The 20847-nt window shown below is 47.9% G+C and carries 21 protein-coding genes; 2 read left to right on the top strand and 19 right to left on the bottom strand.

Translation table 11 applies throughout. The annotated features are described in order from the left end of the window. Positions 1 to 45: 45 nt before the first annotated feature. Together SFC66_RS01270 and SFC66_RS01275 are read right to left on the bottom strand one after the other, a co-directional pair. Entirely contained in the window at positions 46 to 186 is a 141-nt protein-coding gene (locus SFC66_RS01270; RefSeq protein ID WP_411216894.1) for a hypothetical protein, read from the bottom strand. Between the two features lie 132 nt (positions 187 to 318). Further along, on the bottom strand, positions 319 to 822 hold the full coding sequence (locus tag SFC66_RS01275; RefSeq protein WP_411216895.1) for a VanZ family protein: 504 nt from the start codon (positions 820 to 822) through the stop codon (positions 319 to 321). 217 nt (positions 823 to 1039) lie between these two features. Here SFC66_RS01275 and SFC66_RS01280 point away from each other — a divergent pair, with 217 nt between their 5' ends. Further along, positions 1040 to 1651: a class D sortase gene (locus SFC66_RS01280; RefSeq protein WP_411216896.1), complete on the top strand. Its 612-nt coding sequence runs from the start codon at positions 1040 to 1042 to the stop codon at positions 1649 to 1651. Positions 1652 to 1669: 18 nt separating this feature from the next. Here the strand turns inward: SFC66_RS01280 and SFC66_RS01285 are convergent, their stop codons facing one another. Then, positions 1670 to 2359 carry a FadR/GntR family transcriptional regulator gene (locus SFC66_RS01285; RefSeq protein WP_411216897.1) on the bottom strand — a complete coding sequence of 230 codons (690 nt, stop codon included), beginning with the start codon at positions 2357 to 2359 and terminating at the stop codon, positions 1670 to 1672. 457 nt (positions 2360 to 2816) lie between these two features. Between SFC66_RS01285 and SFC66_RS01290 the strand changes: the two genes are divergently transcribed. Continuing rightward, entirely contained in the window at positions 2817 to 4094 is a 1278-nt protein-coding gene (locus SFC66_RS01290; RefSeq protein ID WP_411216898.1) for a cation:dicarboxylate symporter family transporter, read from the top strand. Positions 4095 to 4117: 23 nt separating this feature from the next. On the opposite strand, the gene SFC66_RS01295 is transcribed toward SFC66_RS01290, so the two are convergent. The 16 genes from SFC66_RS01295 to SFC66_RS01370 form a co-directional block, all read right to left on the bottom strand. Further along, entirely contained in the window at positions 4118 to 5170 is a 1053-nt protein-coding gene (locus SFC66_RS01295; protein WP_411216899.1) for a DUF871 domain-containing protein, read from the bottom strand. Positions 5171 to 5216: 46 nt separating this feature from the next. Beyond that, positions 5217 to 6593, bottom strand: coding sequence for a PTS transporter subunit EIIC (locus SFC66_RS01300; RefSeq protein WP_411216900.1), 1377 nt, complete (start codon positions 6591 to 6593; stop codon positions 5217 to 5219). Positions 6594 to 6608: 15 nt separating this feature from the next. Then, complete coding sequence (gene murQ / locus SFC66_RS01305; RefSeq protein ID WP_411216901.1) at positions 6609 to 7499, bottom strand: N-acetylmuramic acid 6-phosphate etherase; 891 nt, start codon at positions 7497 to 7499, stop codon at positions 6609 to 6611. A 9-nt stretch (positions 7500 to 7508) separates the two neighbouring features. Further along, entirely contained in the window at positions 7509 to 8369 is an 861-nt protein-coding gene (locus SFC66_RS01310; protein ID WP_411216902.1) for a MurR/RpiR family transcriptional regulator, read from the bottom strand. 214 nt (positions 8370 to 8583) lie between these two features. Next, on the bottom strand, positions 8584 to 9552 hold the full coding sequence (locus tag SFC66_RS01315) for a sugar phosphate isomerase/epimerase family protein (RefSeq protein ID WP_411216903.1): 969 nt from the start codon (positions 9550 to 9552) through the stop codon (positions 8584 to 8586). Continuing rightward, positions 9549 to 10610, bottom strand: a complete 1062-nt coding sequence (locus SFC66_RS01320; RefSeq protein WP_411216904.1) for a Gfo/Idh/MocA family protein — start codon at positions 10608 to 10610, stop codon at positions 9549 to 9551. The genes SFC66_RS01315 and SFC66_RS01320 overlap by 4 nt, the downstream gene beginning before the upstream one ends. A 24-nt stretch (positions 10611 to 10634) precedes the next feature. After that, complete coding sequence (locus SFC66_RS01325) at positions 10635 to 11456, bottom strand: carbohydrate ABC transporter permease (protein WP_411216905.1); 822 nt, start codon at positions 11454 to 11456, stop codon at positions 10635 to 10637. Positions 11457 to 11475: 19 nt separating this feature from the next. Further along, entirely contained in the window at positions 11476 to 12804 is a 1329-nt protein-coding gene (locus SFC66_RS01330; RefSeq protein WP_411216906.1) for a carbohydrate ABC transporter permease, read from the bottom strand. A gap of 13 nt (positions 12805 to 12817) precedes the next feature. Next, positions 12818 to 14092, bottom strand: a complete 1275-nt coding sequence (locus SFC66_RS01335; RefSeq protein WP_411216907.1) for an ABC transporter substrate-binding protein — start codon at positions 14090 to 14092, stop codon at positions 12818 to 12820. A 213-nt stretch (positions 14093 to 14305) separates the two neighbouring features. Then, entirely contained in the window at positions 14306 to 15271 is a 966-nt protein-coding gene (pfkA, locus tag SFC66_RS01340; RefSeq protein ID WP_411216908.1) for a 6-phosphofructokinase, read from the bottom strand. Positions 15272 to 15362: 91 nt separating this feature from the next. After that, the gene (locus SFC66_RS01345; protein ID WP_411216909.1) at positions 15363 to 16373 is read right to left on the bottom strand and encodes a zinc-binding alcohol dehydrogenase family protein; all 1011 of its coding nucleotides are present in this window, start codon (positions 16371 to 16373) and stop codon (positions 15363 to 15365) included. A gap of 69 nt (positions 16374 to 16442) precedes the next feature. Beyond that, positions 16443 to 17171 carry a ThuA domain-containing protein gene (locus tag SFC66_RS01350; protein ID WP_411216910.1) on the bottom strand — a complete coding sequence of 243 codons (729 nt, stop codon included), beginning with the start codon at positions 17169 to 17171 and terminating at the stop codon, positions 16443 to 16445. A 161-nt stretch (positions 17172 to 17332) separates the two neighbouring features. After that, a complete protein-coding gene (locus tag SFC66_RS01355; protein WP_411216911.1) occupies positions 17333 to 17863 on the bottom strand; it encodes a chromate transporter in 531 nt (176 codons plus the stop codon). Next, positions 17860 to 18411 (bottom strand): chromate transporter, encoded by a 552-nt coding sequence (locus SFC66_RS01360; RefSeq protein ID WP_411216912.1) that lies wholly within the window; start codon positions 18409 to 18411, stop codon positions 17860 to 17862. The genes SFC66_RS01355 and SFC66_RS01360 overlap by 4 nt, the downstream gene beginning before the upstream one ends. A 14-nt stretch (positions 18412 to 18425) precedes the next feature. Beyond that, positions 18426 to 20036 carry a gamma-glutamyltransferase gene (gene ggt, locus SFC66_RS01365; protein WP_411216913.1) on the bottom strand — a complete coding sequence of 537 codons (1611 nt, stop codon included), beginning with the start codon at positions 20034 to 20036 and terminating at the stop codon, positions 18426 to 18428. A 45-nt stretch (positions 20037 to 20081) separates the two neighbouring features. After that, positions 20082 to 20834 carry a Cof-type HAD-IIB family hydrolase gene (locus SFC66_RS01370; protein ID WP_411216914.1) on the bottom strand — a complete coding sequence of 251 codons (753 nt, stop codon included), beginning with the start codon at positions 20832 to 20834 and terminating at the stop codon, positions 20082 to 20084. Between the last annotated feature and the right edge of the window lie 13 nt (positions 20835 to 20847).

Genomic DNA, 20847 nt, shown 5'->3' on the forward strand with positions numbered 1-20847 from the left:
CTAAAAACACAAAAAGAGCAGCGCCGTTTTTCGGTTCGCTGCTCTTTAGACTTTACTTGCAACACGATATGATTGCAGTTCTTGAATTAGCTTTTTCATCATGGCATCTGTATCATTGATCTGTTTGTTTTCCGTCTGGGAGATCAATTTCACTAAGATGTTTTTGTATATTTCCTGCTCTTTCACTAAGTCACCTCGTTTGACAAATCGATACAATACAGTATGTACGCAACCTGAATCACGTGACACATAGTGAACTATACCACATTTTTTGCAAAACGATGTCTATATTTGCCAAAAATGAGAATTTCGGAGCAGTTATTTTCGTTTCCAATACATGTGATACAGATTTCTGCCGACAATCACCACGAAAAGACCTACGCAGGCACCGATCGTATCAATCACCACATCACCGACATACGGCGTCCTGTCTGGTGTGAGGCTTTGATGGAACTCATCGAAACATGCATACAAGATGGAAACTACCAAAGCTAATTGCAAGCTCAAACGATACTTCAAGCCAAATCCCTTATATAGCGCCAAGAATGCGAGGATTGCAAGAGTGAAGTAGACAGTGAAATGGGCCCCTTTTCTTATGAAGAATTCCACTACGGAATAAATACCCACTGCCTGGACGCTGACTTCCTGCCCATGATAGGTGAAATGAATTGGGGACAATAACGGCTCCAGCGGACTCAAATCTATATGGGAAGCAAGCATTGGCTTGATATCCTGTTCCTGATAAGGAGTGGCCGAAAATAGGAAAATGATGATGATACATGCCAGCGGCAGTATAGCATAAACCCACTTTTTCATGCTCATCTTCTCCCCCCCTTTTTTTGGATAAGTAATGATTATACCACAACGATGGCTTTAAGAGCAGTTTAGCCGCCACTTCCCTTTACTAAACCTTTACAGAATACAGCTTCCACACTGAAAATATTTTATATATAATGAAAGTCAGATAGTATTTAAAAGCATGTATATTAAATGAAGATTAGAAATCATATAAAAGCATTCTTTATCCAAAGGAGAACATATGAAACAATTCGCTGTCATTTTAGTCATTGCCGGACTTTTGTTGGTGGGTTATGGAGGATATGAATGGTACGCTTCTTCCAAAGCACAAAAAGATTCCCTTTCCAGCGCAAAATCGATGCTCCACGAAGCACATGCAGCAGAAAAGCTAACACCTGAGCAAGCAAAAGAGGAAGCCAGCAGCTTCGATCCTGGACAAGGTGATGTAGTCGGTGTCCTACATGTACCAAAACTGGATGCAGATTTGCCGATTGTGGAAGGCACCGATGCAGATGACCTGGAAAAAGGGGTCGGTCATTATAAAGGAACAGCTTACCCGCTCCAAAATGACCAAGTCGTCTTGTCCGGCCACCGCGACACCGTGTTCCGCAACATGGGGGAAGTGAAAGTGGGCGATACATTCGTCGTCGAGATGCCATATGGTTCTTTCACGTATAAAGTGGAAAATACGAAAATCGTCGATAAAGATGATTTGTCGGTCATTGTGCCGACTGCACCCGATGAAGTGCTCACCGTGACAACATGCTACCCATTCTCCTATGTCGGGGATGCGCCGGAACGCTTCGTCTGGACAGCGGTACCTATAGACACAGAAAAAACCGAGCAGCCGTGACTGCTCGGTTTTCTTTTATTATAAATCAGGAGTAAGCTTCTTCTCGATGTTCCGCAGATGAATCAAACACTGCAGTCGTGCAAGCTCTGCTTCCCCAGCTTGAATCGCTTCATAGATCTTCTCATGCTCCCGATGAATGACGAGTTTATTACGAATCAAGTTCCTTCTTTCCTCAAAGGATAATGCCAGCGCTTTTTTATATACCGTGTCCAGGTTGGCGAACGTCTGGATCATGACCGGATTATGCGTTGCTTTCATGACCGCAAGATGAAAAGCAAAATCAGCATCCTGCCCTTTAAGTGACTCCGGATCATCCACTTCCATCATCAATGCAAGCGCACACCGCATTTCATCCAGTTCTTTCTCTGTCCGGCGCTCTGCTGCAAGCATAGCTGCCTCTGGTTCCAGTATTTTACGCATTTCAAAAAGATAGCGGAAGCTCGCTTGATTGGATTCGTCTACGATGACCTGATGGAAGAATTCACCGTGGAACGCTTGCTCCACATACGTTCCGCCGCCTTGTTTGGAAGTGACGGCGCCTTGTGCCTTCAGTTCACTCAATGCTTCCCGGATGGAAGCACGGCTGACGCCGTATTTTTCACATAGCTTCATTTCTGTCGGCAGCCTCTCTCCTGGTTTGACATCTCCTTCCACTATTTGTTCCAAAATTTCTGCCGCAATGCGATGGGCCACTTTCTCCTTTTTCATGTTGTTTCTGTTTCCTCCATTTTTGTCTGACAAGTCCAAGCTGAAGATTTTATATTCCTATTCCTCATTCTGGTTGTTAGGTTTTAAAACGTTGATTTAACTAGGTTTCTATAACTCTGTATCTATTCTATCATTCTGTTTGCATTCAGCAAGTTATTTTTGCCTTACAACTTTTTTCTTGCCAACAACTGTGTATTGCGTTTACAATCACATTAGCGAAAAAGGAAAGGGCTTTTATCGGTCCGTCGTTATCAACCATTTTTTTGCTAAATGAAGCAGGAATGTCATAATCCATGATTCCTCGCTTCCATGACCAATGAATGCACATTATTCTGATTTTCCTGACAGAGGAAACATCTTTGTCTTCTTTTTCATGTGAGGAAAGTTGACATCATTCTAGTATGCTGTGCTATTATTACTACAATGCATTCATAATCTAACAACGTGGGGGTACAATATGAAGCGTTTTAAAATTGGACTAGCCTACCAGATTCTAATTGGTCTAGTGCTAGGTGTCATCGTTGGTGCAATCTTCTACGGCAATGAAACTGCCGTTAGTATTCTACAGCCTCTTGGCGATTTATTCTTACGTGCAATTAAAATGATCGTTATCCCGCTTGTCATTGCCTCTATCATCGTCGGTGTTGCTGGTACAGGTGAAGGGAAAGCAGTTGGGAGACTTGGTGTTAAAACACTCGTATACTTCGAGATTGTAACAATCATCGCTTTAGCTATCGGTCTAATATTTGCGAACGTCTTTCAGCCGGGTGATGGTGTCAACCGTAACGAGCTTTCAACAACAAGCATTGAACAGTATGAAGAAACTGCGAAAACACAAGAAGATCACAGCGTAGTCGATACACTTCTTGAAATCATCCCGACTAACGTCTTCCAGGCAATTGCTGAGGGAGATATGCTTGCGATTGTATTCTTCTCCGCTATATTCGGTGTCGGATTAGCTGCAATCGGTAAAAAAGCTCAGCCTGTCCTGAACTTCTTTGAAGGGGTCAGCCAGACGATGTTCTGGGTAACGAACCTTGTTATGAAACTTGCACCAATCGGCGTATTTGGCCTTATCGGTGTCACCGTTTCTAAATTCGGTATTTCATCACTGGTACCACTAGGTAAACTTGCGCTTGTCACATATGGCGCAATGGCATTTTTCATTCTTGTCGTTTTCACGCTGATCGCGAAATTTGCCGGCATCAACTTGTTTAAGATGCTGAAGGTATTGAAAGACGAACTAATACTTGCTTTCTCTACATCCAGCAGTGAATCCGTACTGCCGCGTGTTATGTACAAAATGGAACGTATTGGTGCACCAAAATCCATCGTTTCCTTCGTATTGCCGACTGGTTACACATTCAACTTGGATGGATCGACCATGTACCAGGCACTTGCATCCCTATTCATCGCACAGATGTATGGTATCGATTTGACCATCTGGGAGCAGCTAGGCATCATGGCATTGCTTATCGTTACATCCAAAGGTATCGCAGCGGTACCAGGAACAAGCTTTGTCGTATTGCTTGCAACATTGAGTTCTGTCGGATTACCGGTAGAAGGTCTTGCATTCATCGCAGGGATCGACCGTATCCTTGATATGGGACGTACTGTCGTAAACGTTGTTGGTAACAGTCTGGCTGTTGTCGTCGTTTCCAAATGGGAAGGTAAATTCAACTTGAATAAAGAGTACTTGAACAATGGCGGTTCAGAAGAAGTAAAAGTAGGCTGAGGATTTTCCTCGCCTACTTTTTTTTATGTCCATATGATCTTGAAGTGACTGCCGCCTTCGATATAGTTCAATAACGGCAAATCCTCCGGTACAATCTTTCCGATTACATTCACTTTATCGTCTTGAGGCAAATTTCTTCTCGTGATTTGAATTTCACCTTTGTAACGCATATACAAATCGTTATCGATTGTTATACTCCCCTCTGTTCTTTCGATACAGTTGAACGGTTCCACTTTTACATCTTGGAATATTCCGCTCAATCTGGACTCCTCCGAGCGGATTACATCCCGAGCCCGATCGGGACGGTTATGCGTTCCCTTTTCCAGTAAATGATGTGCTTCTGTCATCCCACCATGGATTCGCGCACGGAGTGTAATGGTATGGGACGTTTCCTTCAGCTGCATAAGTGTCTCATCTGTCACATCCGGATCCCCGATCAGGACCTTATCCACATTATATGCTTTCAGCTCTGCATAAGCAGCGAAAGTTCCATACGTACGATGTCGTTCCAATGTGGGCAACCCTAGGTGAAGCGGCCCTCTCCGATTACGGTCTCCCGGTACGAAGGCTTGCACCTTTAGCCCATGTGTTTGGAAGAGCAGATTTTTTGCCAGGAAATCTCTGCGCGCAAGTCCGGTTTCCGGTCTAGGGTAAAAGTTGTGCCACACCTCGGTGTTGTCAGTGTGCAGTCCTCGGGAAATCAATTTTTGCAGATGTTCTTCAGTCAGTGTACTCGCATTCAATGCAACTTCCATCTTATGTGAAAGCCGGATGATCACATCATCTTCAATACCATAATCTATCCGTAAACCTGTCACCCCCCAGTCCAATACTATCTCGGCGGAATTCCAATCCAAACCTAGCTTTTCCATCGAAGCAGTCGAAATATCAGCAATCAATTCCATGTCCAGACCAGAAGCAATCGAACCGAGAAGCTGCAGTTTTGTTCGGTATGCAGATGCATCTTCCTCCGGGATGTGAAGTGATGTGAATAAGCTCCGAAAGCCTGCTTCATGAAATCTCCTGATATTTTCTTCCTCTATTGATTCCTGCAAATACACAGATATCCCTAACAACCCCATCCCTCCTATGTAAAAAGGCGTCATCAAGACGCCCTGATAATTATATATCCTTTGCCATATCTTCCTTAAACCCAAAGAAGTAAGTAAACAAGAAACCGGCGATGTAAGCGACAAAAATACCAATCAAGTATTGCAGGTATTTCCCTTCTGCGATGAGTGGTGTCAGGGAAAGACCGGAAACACCTATTGATGTTGCGCCTGTTGCAAATAAGGCCTGTGTGGCTCCCCCGACCGCTGCTCCAAGCGATGCTGTCAAAAACGGACGTCCGAGCGGCAAGGTCACACCGTACAATAACGGTTCGCCAATACCAAGGAAACCAGCTGGCAAGGCACCTTTGATGATATTTCGCAAGCGCTTATTACGCGTTTTGACGAATACGGCAATCGAAGCTCCGACCTGCCCTCCTCCTGCCATCGCCAATACTGGTAGCAATGCCGTAAAGGTGAATGTCTGAATCAGTTCCATGTGAATCGGAGTCAAACCATGATGCAGGCCGACCATGACGAGCGGAAGGAAAAATCCAGCAAGCAAAGCACCCGCTACAACACCGCCGACATCAAGAATGGCGTTGATTCCGGAAGTGATACCATCCGAAAGCACACCGGCAACCGGCATGATGACAATCAGTGAAGCGACACCGACAAACAGAACAGTTAAAATAGGAGTAAAAATGATATCAATGCTGTTAGGCATGATTTTTCTGATGCGCTTTTCCATGAAGCTCATCAGCCACGCCGCAAAGATGACACCGAACAGACCGCCCCGGCCTGGAACAAGCGCTTCACCGAATAGCGTGATATTCGCTAGTGCCGGATTGAAAAGGATCATACCTGCGATGGCACCGAGCACCGGAGAACCGCCGAATTCCTTCGCTGTATTCCAGCCGACCAGGATAGCCAGGAAACTGAACAAACTCCCGCCGATCAGCTGCAGAATCTGGATGATAGCCAGCTTATCATCTGCACCAGCATTGATAGCAAAGCTTACACCGCCATTGATGATACCCGAGGCGATCAGACCCGGAATAAGCGGAATGAAAATATTGCCGATACGTTTTAGTAGAAACTTGATCGGCGTTTTATTCTTTTCCTTCATATTCTCCCGTTTTAACTGGGCTTTTTCTTCAAAGGTCAAGTTATCGATTTCTGCCGCCTCTTCCCCGACACCAAGCCCGGTGATCTGACTGATTATATCCGAAACTTTATTGACAGTGCCTGGACCGACCACGATTTGGATTGTATCATCCGCGACCACACCCATGACCCCATCGACTCGTTTCAATTGATCAAAGTTGACCTGTGTATCATCTTTCACGCGCAAACGGACCCTCGTCATGCAATGTGTCAAAGAAACGACGTTCTGTTCCCCGCCAACTTCACGGAGTATATCTTCTGCCATTTGTTTCATCTTCGCCATCACGATTCCTCCTCTTTATGCTTTTATCGCTGTCCGGACAAATCCTCCCGCTTCCTGCAGTTTCGCCTCTGCTTCCTCCTTTGTACTATCAAGCAGCAGCATGACAATCGCTGTTTTGACTTGGCCGCCTGATTGTTCAAAAACCTTCTCTGCCGCTTCATAGTTCGCACCTGTCGCTTCCATGATGATTCGCTTGGCACGTTCCTGCAGTTTGTCATTCGTTGGCTTTACATCGACCATCAAATTTTTATACACTTTACCGACTCCCACCATGCTGGCTGTGGATATCATATTCAACACCAGCTTTTGAGCTGTCCCGGCTTTCAGTCTAGTTGAGCCTGTCAGTATTTCAGGACCTGTTTCCAATTCAATGCTGATTTTCGCATGCTTGGATATTAACGCTCCTTTATTGCAGGCAACACTCACTGTTGACGCCCCTACTGCGACTGCGTAATCAAGTGCGCCGATCACATAGGGAGTCCTGCCGCTTGCCGCAATACCAATCACAGTGTCTTTTGCTGATAAGTTGATTTCCTCCAGCTCTCTTGCCCCAAGCTCGGGGTCATCTTCGGCTCCTTCCTTCGCTTTGCGGAAAGCAGTCATCCCTCCTGCCAGCAATCCCCGCACCATATCATCTGGTGTACTGAAAGTCGGCGGACATTCCACCGCATCCAAAATACCAAGCCTGCCACTGGTACCTGCACCTGTATAAATCAGTCTTCCTCCAGCCTGAAACGTAGCTATCACCTGCTTCACCGCAGCTTCAATCCCCGGCAGTGCTGCTTCAACTGCGTCCGGTACAGTCCGATCTTCCTTATTCATCAGCTGCAGCACTTCCTTCGTGGAAAGCTGATCCAGCTTCATCGTACTTTGGTTGCGTTTTTCAGTCATCAGTTTATCTAGCATTGTTTCCCCTCACTTTTGCTCTGTTTGGAATGCTTGCTGAATTGCCTGCCGCGATTTTTCCAGTGCCTCGATTGTATGCTCATAATCCAGTCCCGCCACTGCTGTGTAAATGATATCCATCAAGTACATTTGGACGATCCGGGAACTTGTAGCTGCACTTCGGATCCGAGCTTCTTTCGCTACCGTGAACAGCTGTATATCAGCGAATTCCTGAAGTCGATTCTGTCCAAGCTTCGTCAAGGCAATCGTCGTTGCTCCCGTTTCTTTCGCCTGCTTCAAGACAGGCAGCAGCTGTTCCGTTTCCCCGGAGTAACTTATTGCGAAAGCAACATCGCCAAATGTCAGATTAGCCGCCGATGCCAGCTGCTGGTGCGCATCACTGTACGCCGTGCACCATTTACCAATCCGGCCGAATTTCTGCTCTCCATCCTGCGCTACAAGATAGGACGCGCCTACTCCATAGAAATCAATTTTTCTTGCTCGGGAAATCATCGATACCGCCTGCTCGATTGCCGCTGCTTCATTAATTTTCATCGTCTGACTGATCGACCGAATATGCTTATCGGCAATAGCTTCCATTAATTGCGTAACTGTATCATCTGGTTTGATTTCATTAAAGACATCATTGTTACCGCTTACATTTTGTAAATCACCAGCTATCTTCAGCTTCAACTCCCGGTACCCCGTCACCCCGATTGATTTGCAAAGACGAATAACCGCCGCCTCACTGGATCCGCTTTTCGCTGCCAGCTCTTGTACTGAAAGCTTCACCACTTCCGCCGGATGCGCTAGTATGTAGTTTGCCGCATTTTTTTCAGAAGGCTTAATCGAAAGTAAGCTTTCTCGAAGCAGCGTCAACCCGCCATTCAAAGTCTGATCACCTGCCCTTTTATAAAATTTTACTTCATATTTGGATTATATTACTAAAATTAAATTTCATGAAGTGTTTTGTAAGGATATTTTACATATTTTTTCCTGAAAGGGTAAGAACGTAATCGCATAAGCAAATTGTCACCACCGTACTGGCACAATGACGTACCCTCATTAAAAAAAGCACCCGCCTTCAAGGCAGGTGCTCTCCATTTCATGTCCACCACATCGTAGTAGCCGGTTCACTTATCACGACATTCTTCAAATTATCGACAGCTCGCTGGAAGCCTTCTTCAATCGACATCAGGGAGTCTTCATGCTCGATGCTGACGACATAATCATAATCGTAGGTGCGCAGTGCACTGATCATTTTATTCCATTCTTCCAGTCCGTGCCCCAGCCCGACGGTCCGGAAATTCCAGGAACGCTGTTTGATGTTGCTGTACGGCTGCATATCGGTCAAACCGTACATGTTGACATTATCTTGGTCGATGAAGGTATCTTTGGCATGGAAGTGATGGATGGCTCCAGCTTTTCCGAGAATCTTGATGGCTGCAGTCGGGTCGATTCCCTGCCACCACATATGACTCGGGTCGAAGTTGGCGCCGATTGCATCGCTGGTCAGCTCGCGCAGCTTGAGCATCGTGTAAGGCGTGTGGACAAGAAAGCCGCCGTGCAATTCCAGCGCAATCTTGATATTATGCTCTTCGGCAAAAGCGCCAAGTTCTTTCCAATAAGGAACAAGCTTTTTCTCCCACTGCCAATTCAGCACATCAGCGTATTCCGTTGGCCAAGCTGTAACCGGCCAGTTCGGCTTTGTGGCGCTCTCTTCCGATCCGGCTACCCCGGAAAAGCAGTTTACGACCGGGACGCCCATTTTGCTTGCAAGCTTGATTGTCTTGCGCAAAAGCCAATCCGATTCTTCAGCGAATGCCTTGTCAGGTGAAATCGGGTTCCCGTGGCAGCTGAAAGCACCGATTGTCACGCCGAATTTCTCGAAAGTAGCTTGATACCTTTTCAGTGCTTCCTGGCTCTCCAGCAGCTCATCAATCGGGCAATGCGCATTGCCTGGATAGCCGCCGGTACCGATTTCGACTGTGTCTAGTCCAGCTTGTTTGACTCGGGCAAGCATATCCTCTAAGGAAAGCTCCTGGAACAATACTGTAAAAACGCCTAATTTCATGCTTGTTCTCCTTTCTCCACTGTTTCGGGTACAAGGGAGATCACTTTCTTGTCGCTATCGGAATCCAAAGCTGCCAAAATGACAGCCAGTGCAGACCGTCCTTTTTCAGCTGTGATTGGACACTCGGACGAATTATTCAGCACACAGCTGGCAAACGCATCCACAACACCGGAATTCGATTGTGTTTCTGCATCATTCGTTTGGATGGCTCCTAGGGAATGGTAGCTTCGGTCCCCGTTGTGATATTCGACAACCATGCTGTATTCCGGGCTGTCCTCCAAGCGGATGACACCTTTTTCGCCATATATGATTGTGGAATTATCTTCTTCGGCCACATATGACCAGCTGGCGGTAAGTGTGCCGATGATGCCAGATTTGGTACGCAATACCGCCACGGCATTATCATCCACATCAGCGTACGGCTTAGCCAATGTATCGACGAATGCCGCCACTTCCTGGATCGGTTCATCCAGCAGGAATTCAATCAAATGTGATTTATGGACGCCAAGATCACCCAATGCGCCGATATAAGCTTTTTCTTTATCGAAAAACCAGCTGTTTTTTCCGTCGATGCTCCATTGTTCCGGACCTCCATGCCCGAATGTTGTGCGAAAGCTGTAGATTTTACCTAGATCGCCGTCTTTGATCATCTTCCGCGCTTTTTGATGAGAAGGGACGAAGCATTGATTATGCGCAATCAGCAAAAGCTTGCCGCTCGCTTTTTGTGCTGCAATCATAGCATCTGCTTCTTCCAAAGTGGTTGCCATCGGCTTCTCGCAAAGCACATGCTTTCCTGCCTCCAGCGCAGCGATGGACACAGGGGCATGCAGATGGTTGGCCGCACAGACGATGACGGCATCGATGCGCGGGTCCTCGATCAGTTCCTCATATTCGGTATACGCTGTTGCATGATACGCTTTGGCGATTTCCTCCGAACGGCTCGGCACCACATCGCAAACAGCAGTGATTTCGGTATTTGGATTTTGTTCAAGTTCCGGCAAATGGCGGTTGCGTGCAATGCTTCCGAGTCCGACTATTCCTACGCGTAAGATCTTCATAAGCTAGCAATACCTCCAAGATTATTATTCTTTGACAGAACCACTTGTCAGCCCGGCAACGATACGGCGCTGGAACAAGAGGACAAGGACAACGATCGGGATCGTCACAATGACGGTAGCAGCAGTGATATCTCCCCATGGGATGGTATATTGGCTTTGATAGAAGGAAATACCGACTGGAATCGTACGCCAGCGGTCATCGGTGTTGATCGTCAGTGCAAACAAGTATTCATTCCAAGCAGCGATGAACACTAAGATGGCGGTCGTGAATACACCTGGTGCCGCGAGCGGGAAGATGATCTTGCGGAATGTCTGGAAAGGAGTGGCTCCATCCAGTTTCGCCGATTCTTCCAATGCGAGCGGAATCTTGATGAAAAAGGTTGATAGGATCCAGATTGCCAGCGGCAAACTGATTGTGATATACGGGATTACCAGTCCGAGATAGCTGTTGCGCAAACCTGTGTCGGTGACAAAGTTGAAGATCGGTGATAGGACTGCGATCTGCGGAAACATCGATGCTGCCAAAACCAATCCCAGAATCAATCCTTTGAAACGGATTGGCAGACGCGTGACCGCATAAGCTGTGAAAGATGCGACGATGATGGAGATGATTGTAGTAAGTGTTGCCACAACAAAGCTATTCAGCATGTACATGAGCAATGGTCTTGTTTCCAGTGCCGATGTATAGTTTTCCAAGGTCATATTGCTTGTGAACCATTGGAACGAAGAGAAGATTTCCCCTTGCGGTTTGATGGATGTCAGAACCACCCAGATGAACGGGAACATGACCAGGAATACAAACAGTATCAAGAAAATGTAAAAGCCGATTCCAGCGCGTTTTACCATAGTATTTTCCTCCTCCGTCCTATTGTTTTAGCCTTCCGCTGAACAAATCCGATCCGATCAGCTTGATGAATATCGTACTGAGCAATGCAACACTCAGGAATACGATGACACTCAAAGCCGAACCTGCACCGAAGTTCTGCTGTTCAAACAAGAGTTTGTAAGCATACACACTGATTGATTCCGTCGAGTTTGCCGGCCCTCCGCCTGTGAGGACGTAGATAAGGTCGAACACGCGGAACGCATCCAATGCACGGAATAAGACCGCAACCAGGATTGCCGATTTGATCATCGGCAAGGTGATGGAGAAAAATTGCTGGATTTTATTCGCACCATCGACTTCCGCTGCTTCATACATCGAACGCGGAATCGTCTGCAAACCCGCCAGCAGCAGCAATGCCATGTATGGTGTCGTTTTCCAGATATCTGCAAACATGATTGAGAACATACCGCCTGCTCCTGTGGATAGCAGTGTACCTGGGTCATCGATGAAGCCCAATTGAGCCATATAATGCGCCATGATACCGGACTGCCCGTCAAACAGGAAGGTCCACATCATCGCTGCCACTGCTGTTGGTATCGCCCACGGTACCAAAACCGCCGCCCGGACAAGTCCGCGTCCGATGAAGACCCGGTTGATGAGCAACGCAACCAGCATCCCGATGATAAGCTCGACGCCTACGGTCACAACCGTGAACAACACCGTATTCAGCATCGCCGTCCAAGTCCGGCCGTCTCCAAGATACGTGGTATAGTTCTTGATTCCGACAAAGTTCGGTTCAAGGATCGAACTCTGCGTATTGGACAATTGGGATTCCAGATCCGTCAATGGCTGGACAGCTTCTTCGGGAGCATCATCCCGCAATGCCTGGACAGCGGCTGTTTGTTCATCCAATGTATTGGAAAAACCATCTGCCCATTCTTCCGGCACCTCTGCCAGCCGGAGATCGTCATCATTGACGGGCTGATAATTTTCCAGCATGGAGTTGACTTCTTCATAGCTGCTGGCAAGTCCTTCATCACTATTCAATAAAGTTTCATGCTGCTCATCCAATGCCGCTGTCACATCGTCCAATGTGCCACTTGCATCCGGCATCGCAGATCTGACATCTTCCATCGTTTCATAAACAAAGTATCGATTATCGGCGTAGGTTTCAAGGTTGATGCTCAAAGTCGAAATCCGTTCCGCTTTCGCCGGATCATTCAAACGGTAATCGAACAAACTGTTCCAGGCAGACAACATGATCGGCCAAATGATGATGACGGCAATCAGAATGATCGACGGTGCGACCATCGCGTAACCAAGCTGCCGTTCACTCAGCTGGAACCGTCTTTTTTTCGGTTGCTTCATACGCTCAGCTCCTTTAATTGGTTACGGATTCCAATGCCGCTTGCATCTTCGTCTCCATCCGTTCGACTGCTTCCTCAGCCGTGATCTCGCCAGCCAAAGCCCTTGATAGCTCGATTTGCATGATATCTGAGATTTCCGGGTAAATCGGCGTGATCGGTCGTGGTATCGCATTTTGGAGGGAATTGAAGAAATCCTCGCTCGCAAGCACGGCACTCACATCCGTGATCTCTTCATCCTCATATAAAGCTTCCAATGTCGGAGCCTTTCCGCCTTCGAGAGCATTGAGCTTTTGTCCCTCTTCTCCGCTCATCCACTTTACGAAAGTCCAGGATGCTTCCGCCTCATCGGTATAGCGATTGATCATCCGCATCCAGCCACCCAATGAGGATGCTGCGCCTTCACTGCCGGCTGGGATCGTGGCGATGCCAACATTGCCTGCCACCTTCGATACTTCCGGATCATTCGCTGTGTCATTCAAATAGGGCCAGTTTCTTGCATACACGGCATTTCCTTCATTGAAGGAAGACTCTGTGTCGATTTCCTGAAAGTTAAGTATATTGTTCGGTACAAAATCACTATTCGCTATGTCGATCATTTTCTGCAAACCTTCGATTGCTTCGGGACTGTTGATCACTACATTCCCATTGGCATCCAGCACCTGACCGCCGTAAGAGTAGATATACTCGATCGCATTGGTCACGATACCTTCATATTGGGCTGCCTGCATCAAATAGCCGAATTCGGCGCCTTCTTTCCCCATGTTTTCCTCTGCCAACTGTTCGAGTTCATCCCACGTTTCGGGCACTTGATCGGTTATGTCTGTCCGGTAGTAGAGCAGACCAGCATCTGCATAGCCTGGCATCGCATACTGCCTTCCATTGTAGCGACCCGCTTCCACTGTTGCTGGGAAATAGGCATCCATATCGATTTGATCCCGCTCGATCAGCCTGTCAAGCGGCAGCACATAGTTGGCCTGACCGAATTCCGCCGACCAGACGATATCAGCATCGAACACATCCACTTCCGGACTTTTACCGCTGAACATCGTCACATACTGATTATGCGATTCCCCACTGTCAGATGGCATTTCCCGGACTTGCACATCAATCCCGGGATGCTCTTTTTCAAATGCTTCGATCAGTAAATCCGTAGCCCCGGTCGTATCCGTCCCCCTCGCATATGTAATTTGCACCTTGTCATCATCCGCACCATCCCCACTCGTAATTGCCGAGCAGCCTGCCAGCCCAAGACCGGCACATAAGGCAACCATCAGAAAGCTTCGCTTCATTACAGCTCCTCCTCGCATTATAGTAAACGCTTTCTTTAGTGCGATTATCTACTTCCCTCCTTTCCTCTCCTTTAAGCCTATCCCCAGTTTTTTTCCTGCTGCAGTGTATAAAAAGTTTATCACATAGTTGCAAGCGCTTTCAATCAGATTGTATATACATGTTTCGCCAAAGAAAAAGCACGCCTGTCTCAAGGCGTGCTCTGGTTGATTGTCTTATGTCGTATAAAGCAGCATATCGAGCAAGTCATAATTTGCTTGCTTATCCGTCTTTTCATCCAGCATCGTGCGCAAATCTTTCGCAATCAGCTGATTTGCCTTGATACCGATGGCAAATCCGGATTGCCCTTCCATCAGCATCGTCACCGCTTTGACTCCCATCTTATTAGCCAGGATACGGTCGAATGCCGACGGCTCACCGCCGCGCTGGATGAAGCCGAGTACCGTCGTGCGTACTTCGATTTGCATATGTTCCTCGATATATGCTTGCAGTTCATCCAAATCATACATCCGCTCCGTGACAACGATGATATTATCATTGCGGCCTTTGGAGATCCTGCTCTGCAGCTTTTCGCAAATCTGCTCAAAACTCAGTTTATGCTCCGGCGTCGAAATCATGTCCCCTTCACCAGCAACCGCAGTGAATAAAGCAAGATCGCCGCAATGCCGTCCCATCACTTCCACAATCGTCGTCTTGTTGTGGGACAATCCGGTATCCTTGATTCGTCCGAGGGAACTGAGCACCGTATTCAATGTCGTATCAAAACCGATGCTATAGTCGGTATAATCCAGGTCATTATCGATCGTTCCCGGAATCCCGATCACCCGGATACCAAGTTCATGCAGCTTCTGCGCACCTTGCAACGATCCTTCGCCGCCGATGACGATCACATCCGCGATGCCATATCTGCGCAGCACTTCCACAGCTTGCTTTCTACCCGGTTCATCCATGAAAGCAAGCGAACGGGATGTTTTTAAGATGGTTCCGCCTTTGTTTGCGATTGTTTCCACATCAGAGGCGCGCAGTATCGATAACTTATCCTCTATCAGTCCTTGATACCCGCCTTCGACCCCATATACCTCGATATCATGGTAATTCGCCGCCTTGACGATAGCCCGTATGGCCGCATTCATGCCTGGTGAATCTCCACCGCTTGTTATCACAGCAACTTTATGTATCATTTAAATTCACCTCTCCACCATATGTCTTACCGTTATTATACAACATGATCGGCAGAAAGCTGAACAAAGACAGGCATATAGCCTGCCTTTGTCACACCGTGATGACCAGTTTCCCGATCATGCTGCCCTCTTCCAGACGCTTATGCGCTTCCTGCAGGTTCTCGACTGTCAAGCCTTCCAGTTCTTCCGATTTGGTCGTACGCACCCGTCCTTCATCGACCAGCTCTGCCAACTTGGCTAGGATTTCGCCTTGTTTATAGCGGCTATCGGTCTGGTGAAGTGTGCGTGTGAACATATACTCCCACACTAGCGTCAGGCTCTTTGATGTCATATCCGTTAACTTGATATCTTCGACCGGACCTGTGATGGCACAAATGACGCCCTCTGGTTTCACGACTTCGATGATGTCATCCCATGCTTTGTCCAGCTGATGCATGCAAAAGACATAATCGACACTGTCGATTCCCAGTCTTTCAAGCTGCGGATGCAAAGCTTCATGATGATTGATCACCCGTTCGGTTCCATGCTGTTTCGCCCACGTGGTCGTCTCTTCGCGTGAAGCTGTCCCGACTACATTCAGTCCATACAACTGGGCAAATTGCGAGGCAATCGAACCCACGCCGCCTGCCGCATTGATCAGCAGGATCGTCTTGTCTTTATTGGCATCTGCATCAAGCGGGATGTGCATCTTCTCGAACATCGCTTCCCAGGCCGTCAGTGCAGTCAACGGTAAAGCGGCTGCTTCTGCAAAGCTCAGGCTGGCAGGCTTTTTAGCAATGACCTTGTGATCGACCAGCTGGAACTCGCTATTTGATCCTTGGCGTGCGACAGACCCAGCGTAATAGACCTCATCACCAGGCTGGAATCCTTGCACATCTTCCCCGACTTCCTCAATGATCCCCGCTGCATCAAAGCCGAGAATACGGAATTTGCCGTCGTCTTCCTTCAGTTTGCGCTGCTTCGTATCAACTGGATTGACACTCACTGCTTTTACCTGGACAAGGACATCGTTTCCTTCAGCTTTCGGCTTGTCCACCTGTTCTTCTTTGAAACTGTCTGCTTGATCGACGGATGCTTGCTTATAGATTCCAATCGCTCGCATGTTGTTTCTCCTCCTTTTTCTCTCTTTGTATATGTAAAAGCCGCCAGCGTGCCAGACGGCTTTATACGTTCACTTCTTCGCTAGGCGCAGTATCGGCTCCAAGGGTTCTGACTTTCCGTAGTGCGGCACGACAGCTGATGGAGCTGCTGCCCATTCGCAGGCATTACGGATGACAGTCTGCACATTTTCATCATAGTAAGTCGGGTACGTTTCGTGACCGGGACGGAAATAGAAGATCTTCCCTTTTCCACGATTATACGTGCAGCCGCTGCGGAAAACTTCGCCGCCTTCGAACCAGCTGATGAACAATGTATGATCTGGTTCTGGAATATCGAAGTGTTCGCCGTACATTTCTTCCTCTGGAAGTTCGAAATATTCACCTAATCCCCTTGTGATCGGATGACTCGGCTGAACGACCCATATGCGTTCCTTCTCGCCATCCTGGCGCCATTTCAAGTCACATGATGTGCCCATCAAATTGCGGAATATCTTGGAAAAGTGGCCGGAGTGGAGGACAATCAATCCCATGCCTGCCAGAACGCGCTGCTTCACTCGTTCAACTGCATGGTCGTTCACTTCCTCATGTGCCCGATGTGCCCACCAAATCAAGACATCTGTATTTTCCAGGTTTTCTTGATCCAAGCCTTGTTCTGGGTCATCAAGTGTCCTCGTCTGGACAGTGAATCCATCTTGCTCCAAAAATTCGGCAATCGCTCCATGGATGCCTCGGGGATAAATGCTTCTCACCTGGTCGTTTTCCTTCTCATGACGGTATTCGTTCCAAATGGTAATGCGCATCTGATGCTCCTTCTTCCTTTTTTTATCCTATTCCCCTTGTTAAGTAGCTACCCGGTTCCCTACTAGATTATGCAGTGAATTTTATTTTACTAATTACATTAGCCCTTTTATTGCTATCTCCTGCCCAGCATAAAAATTCACGGATTTATTTTTGCAGGAACTCAACCGAGAAGCACTGCTCCGTATACCAAGGCCCCAAGTATGACAAAAGCCGGGTGCACCTTCCACCTTTCCATGAGCAGGTAGCTTGCCACAACCAAGATGATCGTATGAATCCAGCCGGCGCTTTCATAGGAAGTATGAAAGAAGCTGATTGCCATCCCCGCCAGCAGCACAGCGATCGTCGGCCGTATGTACGCTGTCATTTTCTTCACCCGGGGCGAATCCTTGAACTTCGCTAAAACACTTAATAATCCAATCATCAAGATGAGCGAAGGAGCGACTGTAGCAAATAAACCGATCGCCGCCCCAAAGACACCAGCTTGCTGAAAGCCGATCACACCTGCCAGTTTCGTCGCAATCGGGCCGGGAAGTGCATTGGCCAGTGCCAGCATCTGGCTGTAATCCGCTGTTGTCATCCACCCAAATCTATCCACCACTTCTTTTTCGATGAGCGGAATCGTAGCAGGCCCTCCGCCATATCCCACAATTCCAGGAATGAAGAAGGCCAGGAATATTTCCCAATAAATCATGCTCCTTCCTCCTTCTGTTTCTCAGGTTTCAACAGCGCAACCAAAAGAAGCGCAAGGATCAAGAACGCAGGGTGAATGGAAAGCACCTCAATCAAAACAACAGAGACTGCCAGCAGCATGACAATCTGCCAGCGTTTCAATCCATTTCGCGATTTCCTGAGAAAATCGATCGTCATCACTGCCAGCATGACGCCTACGACTGGGATCACAGCTGTCGTCATACCGCTGAGCCATGGCTGCCCACTCAATGCATCGACAAAATAAAACAAAACGATCAATAAGACGACCGTCGGGATGACCGTCGCGACCAATGCACTGATCATCCCGATCCAGCCGCCAACACGATAACCGATATAACCTGCAAGTTTCGTAGCGATCGGACCCGGCAAACTGTTGCCAAGTGCCAATGTATTGCCGAATTCTTCATCATCCATCCATTTATACTGTTTGACGACTTCCTTTTCCACAAGCGGAATCGACGAAGGACCGCCGCCGTAACCTAGGATGCCGACACGGAAAAATGCCAAAAATAATTGCCAGTAAATCATGCGTTCCTACCTTTCTAATACGAAGCGATGCTAGCGTCAGCACGCGCTTCGGTTCCTCCATATAATGTGCCTGTCCCAGGGTCACGCCAAATGACTTGCCCGCGCCCGAAGGTGGATCTGTCTGCTTTGACTTCGATATCATGCCCTTTTCGCATCAATGCCTCCGCGATATGCTTCGGGAAATCCGCTTCCACTTGGATGGTCTTGTCTTTGACCCATTGCCAGCGCGGTGCATCAAGAGCTGTCTGTGGATTCAGGCCGAAATCCAACATATTCATGACCACTTGGGTATGTCCTTGCGGCTGCATGAACCCGCCCATCACACCGAATGGCCCGATAGCTTGTCCATTTTTGGTCAAAAAACCAGGAATGATCGTGTGGAAGGACTTTTTCCCAGGCTGCAGACTGTTGCTGTGTTCCGGATCGAGGCTGAAGTTGTGCCCCCGGTTTTGCAGCGCGATTCCCGTTCCTGGCACAACTAGGCCGGAACCGAATCCATGATAGTTGCTTTGGATGAAAGAAACCATATTTCCTTCCCCATCGGCAGCAGCCAAATAAACGGTTCCGCCTGCTTTAGGTTCTCCTGCTACCGGCTCCTGTGCTTTTTCTGTGATCTGGGCTCTTCTTTGTGCCGCGTAACTTTCCGACAACAATTCCTGTACGGTGACTGGCATATGCTGTTCTTCGGTTATATAAGCGTGACCGTCAGCAAAAGCCAGTTTCATTGCCTCCATTTGTTTATGATATGTATCGACAGATTCCTTTTCCTGGAAAGAGAAGCCTTTCAAGATGTTCAAAGCCGATAAAGCCACCAACCCTTGGCCATTCGGCGGTATTTCCCACACATCATAGCCTCGGTAATTCACTGAAATCGGCTCAACCCACTCCGGTTCAAACGCCACCAAATCTTCTTTTGTCAGGAATCCGCCGCTATCGGCAGAAAATTCCGCCATTTCATCAGCCAGCTCTCCCTTATAAAAGGCAGCCGCATCCGTACGGGCGATTAGCCGCAGTGTTTCCGCATGATCAGGAGACCGCCACACATCACCGATTTTCGGGAAATCACCATTCGGGGCAAATGTATCAAACCAGCCATTGTACATGGAATCGGTGCAAGAGGTGCTGAACTTCTTATATGCCCGTTCCCACAGCTTGGCAACAATTGGTGTTACTGCAAATCCGTTCTCGGCGTAATATATTGCCGGCTGCAGCACGTCCACCAGTGATAGCTTTCCGAAGCGCTTGCTCAAGGCAGCCCAGCCGCCTGGTGCGCCTGGTACCGTTACCGGTAAAAAGCCATGCAGCGGTATTTCATCGTATCCCATCGCCTTCACCTTTTCGATGCTGATCGAATTCGGGGCAGGTCCGCTGGCATTCAATCCATACAGCTGATCCTTGATCCAAACAAGCGCGAAAGCATCGCCGCCAATACCGTTAGATGTTGGCTCTACCACTGTCAGCATCGCCGCAGTCGCAATGGCCGCATCGACTGCATTGCCACCTTTTTTCAGCATATCCAGCCCGGCCTGTGCGGCAAGCGGCTGCGAAGTGGCTACCATCCCTTGCCTGGCGATGGTCGTCATCCGCTGGGAATGATATGGGTAATACAAATGATCTGTCTGCATTCCGTTCCCCCCTTATGTATGAAAAAAGCTCGGGATTAACCGAGCTTAAGACCATCCTAACAGATGATGGATCGCTTTTGCCACTCCATCATTTTCATTTGTGTCTGTCTGATGATTCGCAACTTCTTTGACTGCCTCCTGCGCGTTGCCCATCGCAACACCGCAGCCGACAGCTTCGATCATCTTTATGTCATTCAAGCTATCACCCATGGCAATCACTTGCTCCATTTTGATGCCTAGTCTATCACAGACCTTTTGCACAGCTTCTGCTTTGTTGATGCCAACAGCGTTGACCTCGATATTCGTCGGGCTCGAGTTGGAAAGCTCCAATTCGTTTTTGCCGGAAAGTTCTTTGACGATTGCCTCCCGCTTGCTATCATCGAATGTATCAAAGCCGAATTTCAGCCAGTCATATTCCTCCATATTGGCTGGGAAATTCCCACGGAACACATGATCCGTACTTACAGCCCAATAATGCGTGTCATATTCATCTGCCAAACGTTTCATTTTCTTGATCAAATCATCCTCGATCAGCACACGCTCAAGCAATTCCCCATCAGCCGTCCAGATTTCACTTCCGTTCACCGTCACAAGAAACGACTGCAATCCAAGATCATCCGCATACGGCTTGCATGTGCGGATGCCTCGGCCAGTACTGAGTATGACATGTACACCTTCTTCCTGTGCCCGCTGTATCGCTTTCCGTGTTGCTTCCGTCACTTCTTCACGAGGATTGAGCATCGTACCGTCCATATCAAGCGCGATCAGCTTATACTCGCTTTGTTTGTTCGCAGTCATCCAATCTCCCCTT

The sequence above is a fragment of the Terribacillus saccharophilus genome, from assembly GCF_046592895.1.
In the GTDB taxonomy this organism is placed as follows: Bacteria; Bacillota; Bacilli; order Bacillales; family Amphibacillaceae; genus Terribacillus; species Terribacillus saccharophilus_D.

Bases quoted from the DNA above. Each gene is read 5' to 3' on its own strand.
- SFC66_RS01325 (WP_411216905.1), bottom strand. From the start codon at position 11,456: ATGGTAAAACGCGCTGGAATCGGCTTTTACATTTTCTTGATACTGTTT.
- SFC66_RS01290 (WP_411216898.1), top strand. From the start codon at position 2,817: ATGAAGCGTTTTAAAATTGGACTAGCCTACCAGATTCTAATTGGTCTA.
- SFC66_RS01285 (WP_411216897.1), bottom strand. From the start codon at position 2,359: ATGAAAAAGGAGAAAGTGGCCCATCGCATTGCGGCAGAAATTTTGGAA.
- SFC66_RS01315 (WP_411216903.1), bottom strand. From the start codon at position 9,552: ATGAAATTAGGCGTTTTTACAGTATTGTTCCAGGAGCTTTCCTTAGAG.
- SFC66_RS01280 (WP_411216896.1), top strand. From the start codon at position 1,040: ATGAAACAATTCGCTGTCATTTTAGTCATTGCCGGACTTTTGTTGGTG.
- SFC66_RS01345 (WP_411216909.1), bottom strand. From the start codon at position 16,373: ATGCGAGCGATTGGAATCTATAAGCAAGCATCCGTCGATCAAGCAGAC.
- SFC66_RS01350 (WP_411216910.1), bottom strand. From the start codon at position 17,171: ATGCGCATTACCATTTGGAACGAATACCGTCATGAGAAGGAAAACGAC.
- SFC66_RS01300 (WP_411216900.1), bottom strand. From the start codon at position 6,593: ATGGCGAAGATGAAACAAATGGCAGAAGATATACTCCGTGAAGTTGGC.
- pfkA (WP_411216908.1), bottom strand. From the start codon at position 15,271: ATGATACATAAAGTTGCTGTGATAACAAGCGGTGGAGATTCACCAGGC.
- SFC66_RS01370 (WP_411216914.1), bottom strand. From the start codon at position 20,834: ATGACTGCGAACAAACAAAGCGAGTATAAGCTGATCGCGCTTGATATG.
- SFC66_RS01330 (WP_411216906.1), bottom strand. From the start codon at position 12,804: ATGAAGCAACCGAAAAAAAGACGGTTCCAGCTGAGTGAACGGCAGCTT.
- murQ (WP_411216901.1), bottom strand. From the start codon at position 7,499: ATGCTAGATAAACTGATGACTGAAAAACGCAACCAAAGTACGATGAAG.
- ggt (WP_411216913.1), bottom strand. From the start codon at position 20,036: ATGCAGACAGATCATTTGTATTACCCATATCATTCCCAGCGGATGACG.
- SFC66_RS01360 (WP_411216912.1), bottom strand. From the start codon at position 18,411: ATGATTTACTGGCAATTATTTTTGGCATTTTTCCGTGTCGGCATCCTA.
- SFC66_RS01335 (WP_411216907.1), bottom strand. From the start codon at position 14,092: ATGAAGCGAAGCTTTCTGATGGTTGCCTTATGTGCCGGTCTTGGGCTG.
- SFC66_RS01275 (WP_411216895.1), bottom strand. From the start codon at position 822: ATGAGCATGAAAAAGTGGGTTTATGCTATACTGCCGCTGGCATGTATC.
- SFC66_RS01355 (WP_411216911.1), bottom strand. From the start codon at position 17,863: ATGATTTATTGGGAAATATTCCTGGCCTTCTTCATTCCTGGAATTGTG.
- SFC66_RS01320 (WP_411216904.1), bottom strand. From the start codon at position 10,610: ATGAAGATCTTACGCGTAGGAATAGTCGGACTCGGAAGCATTGCACGC.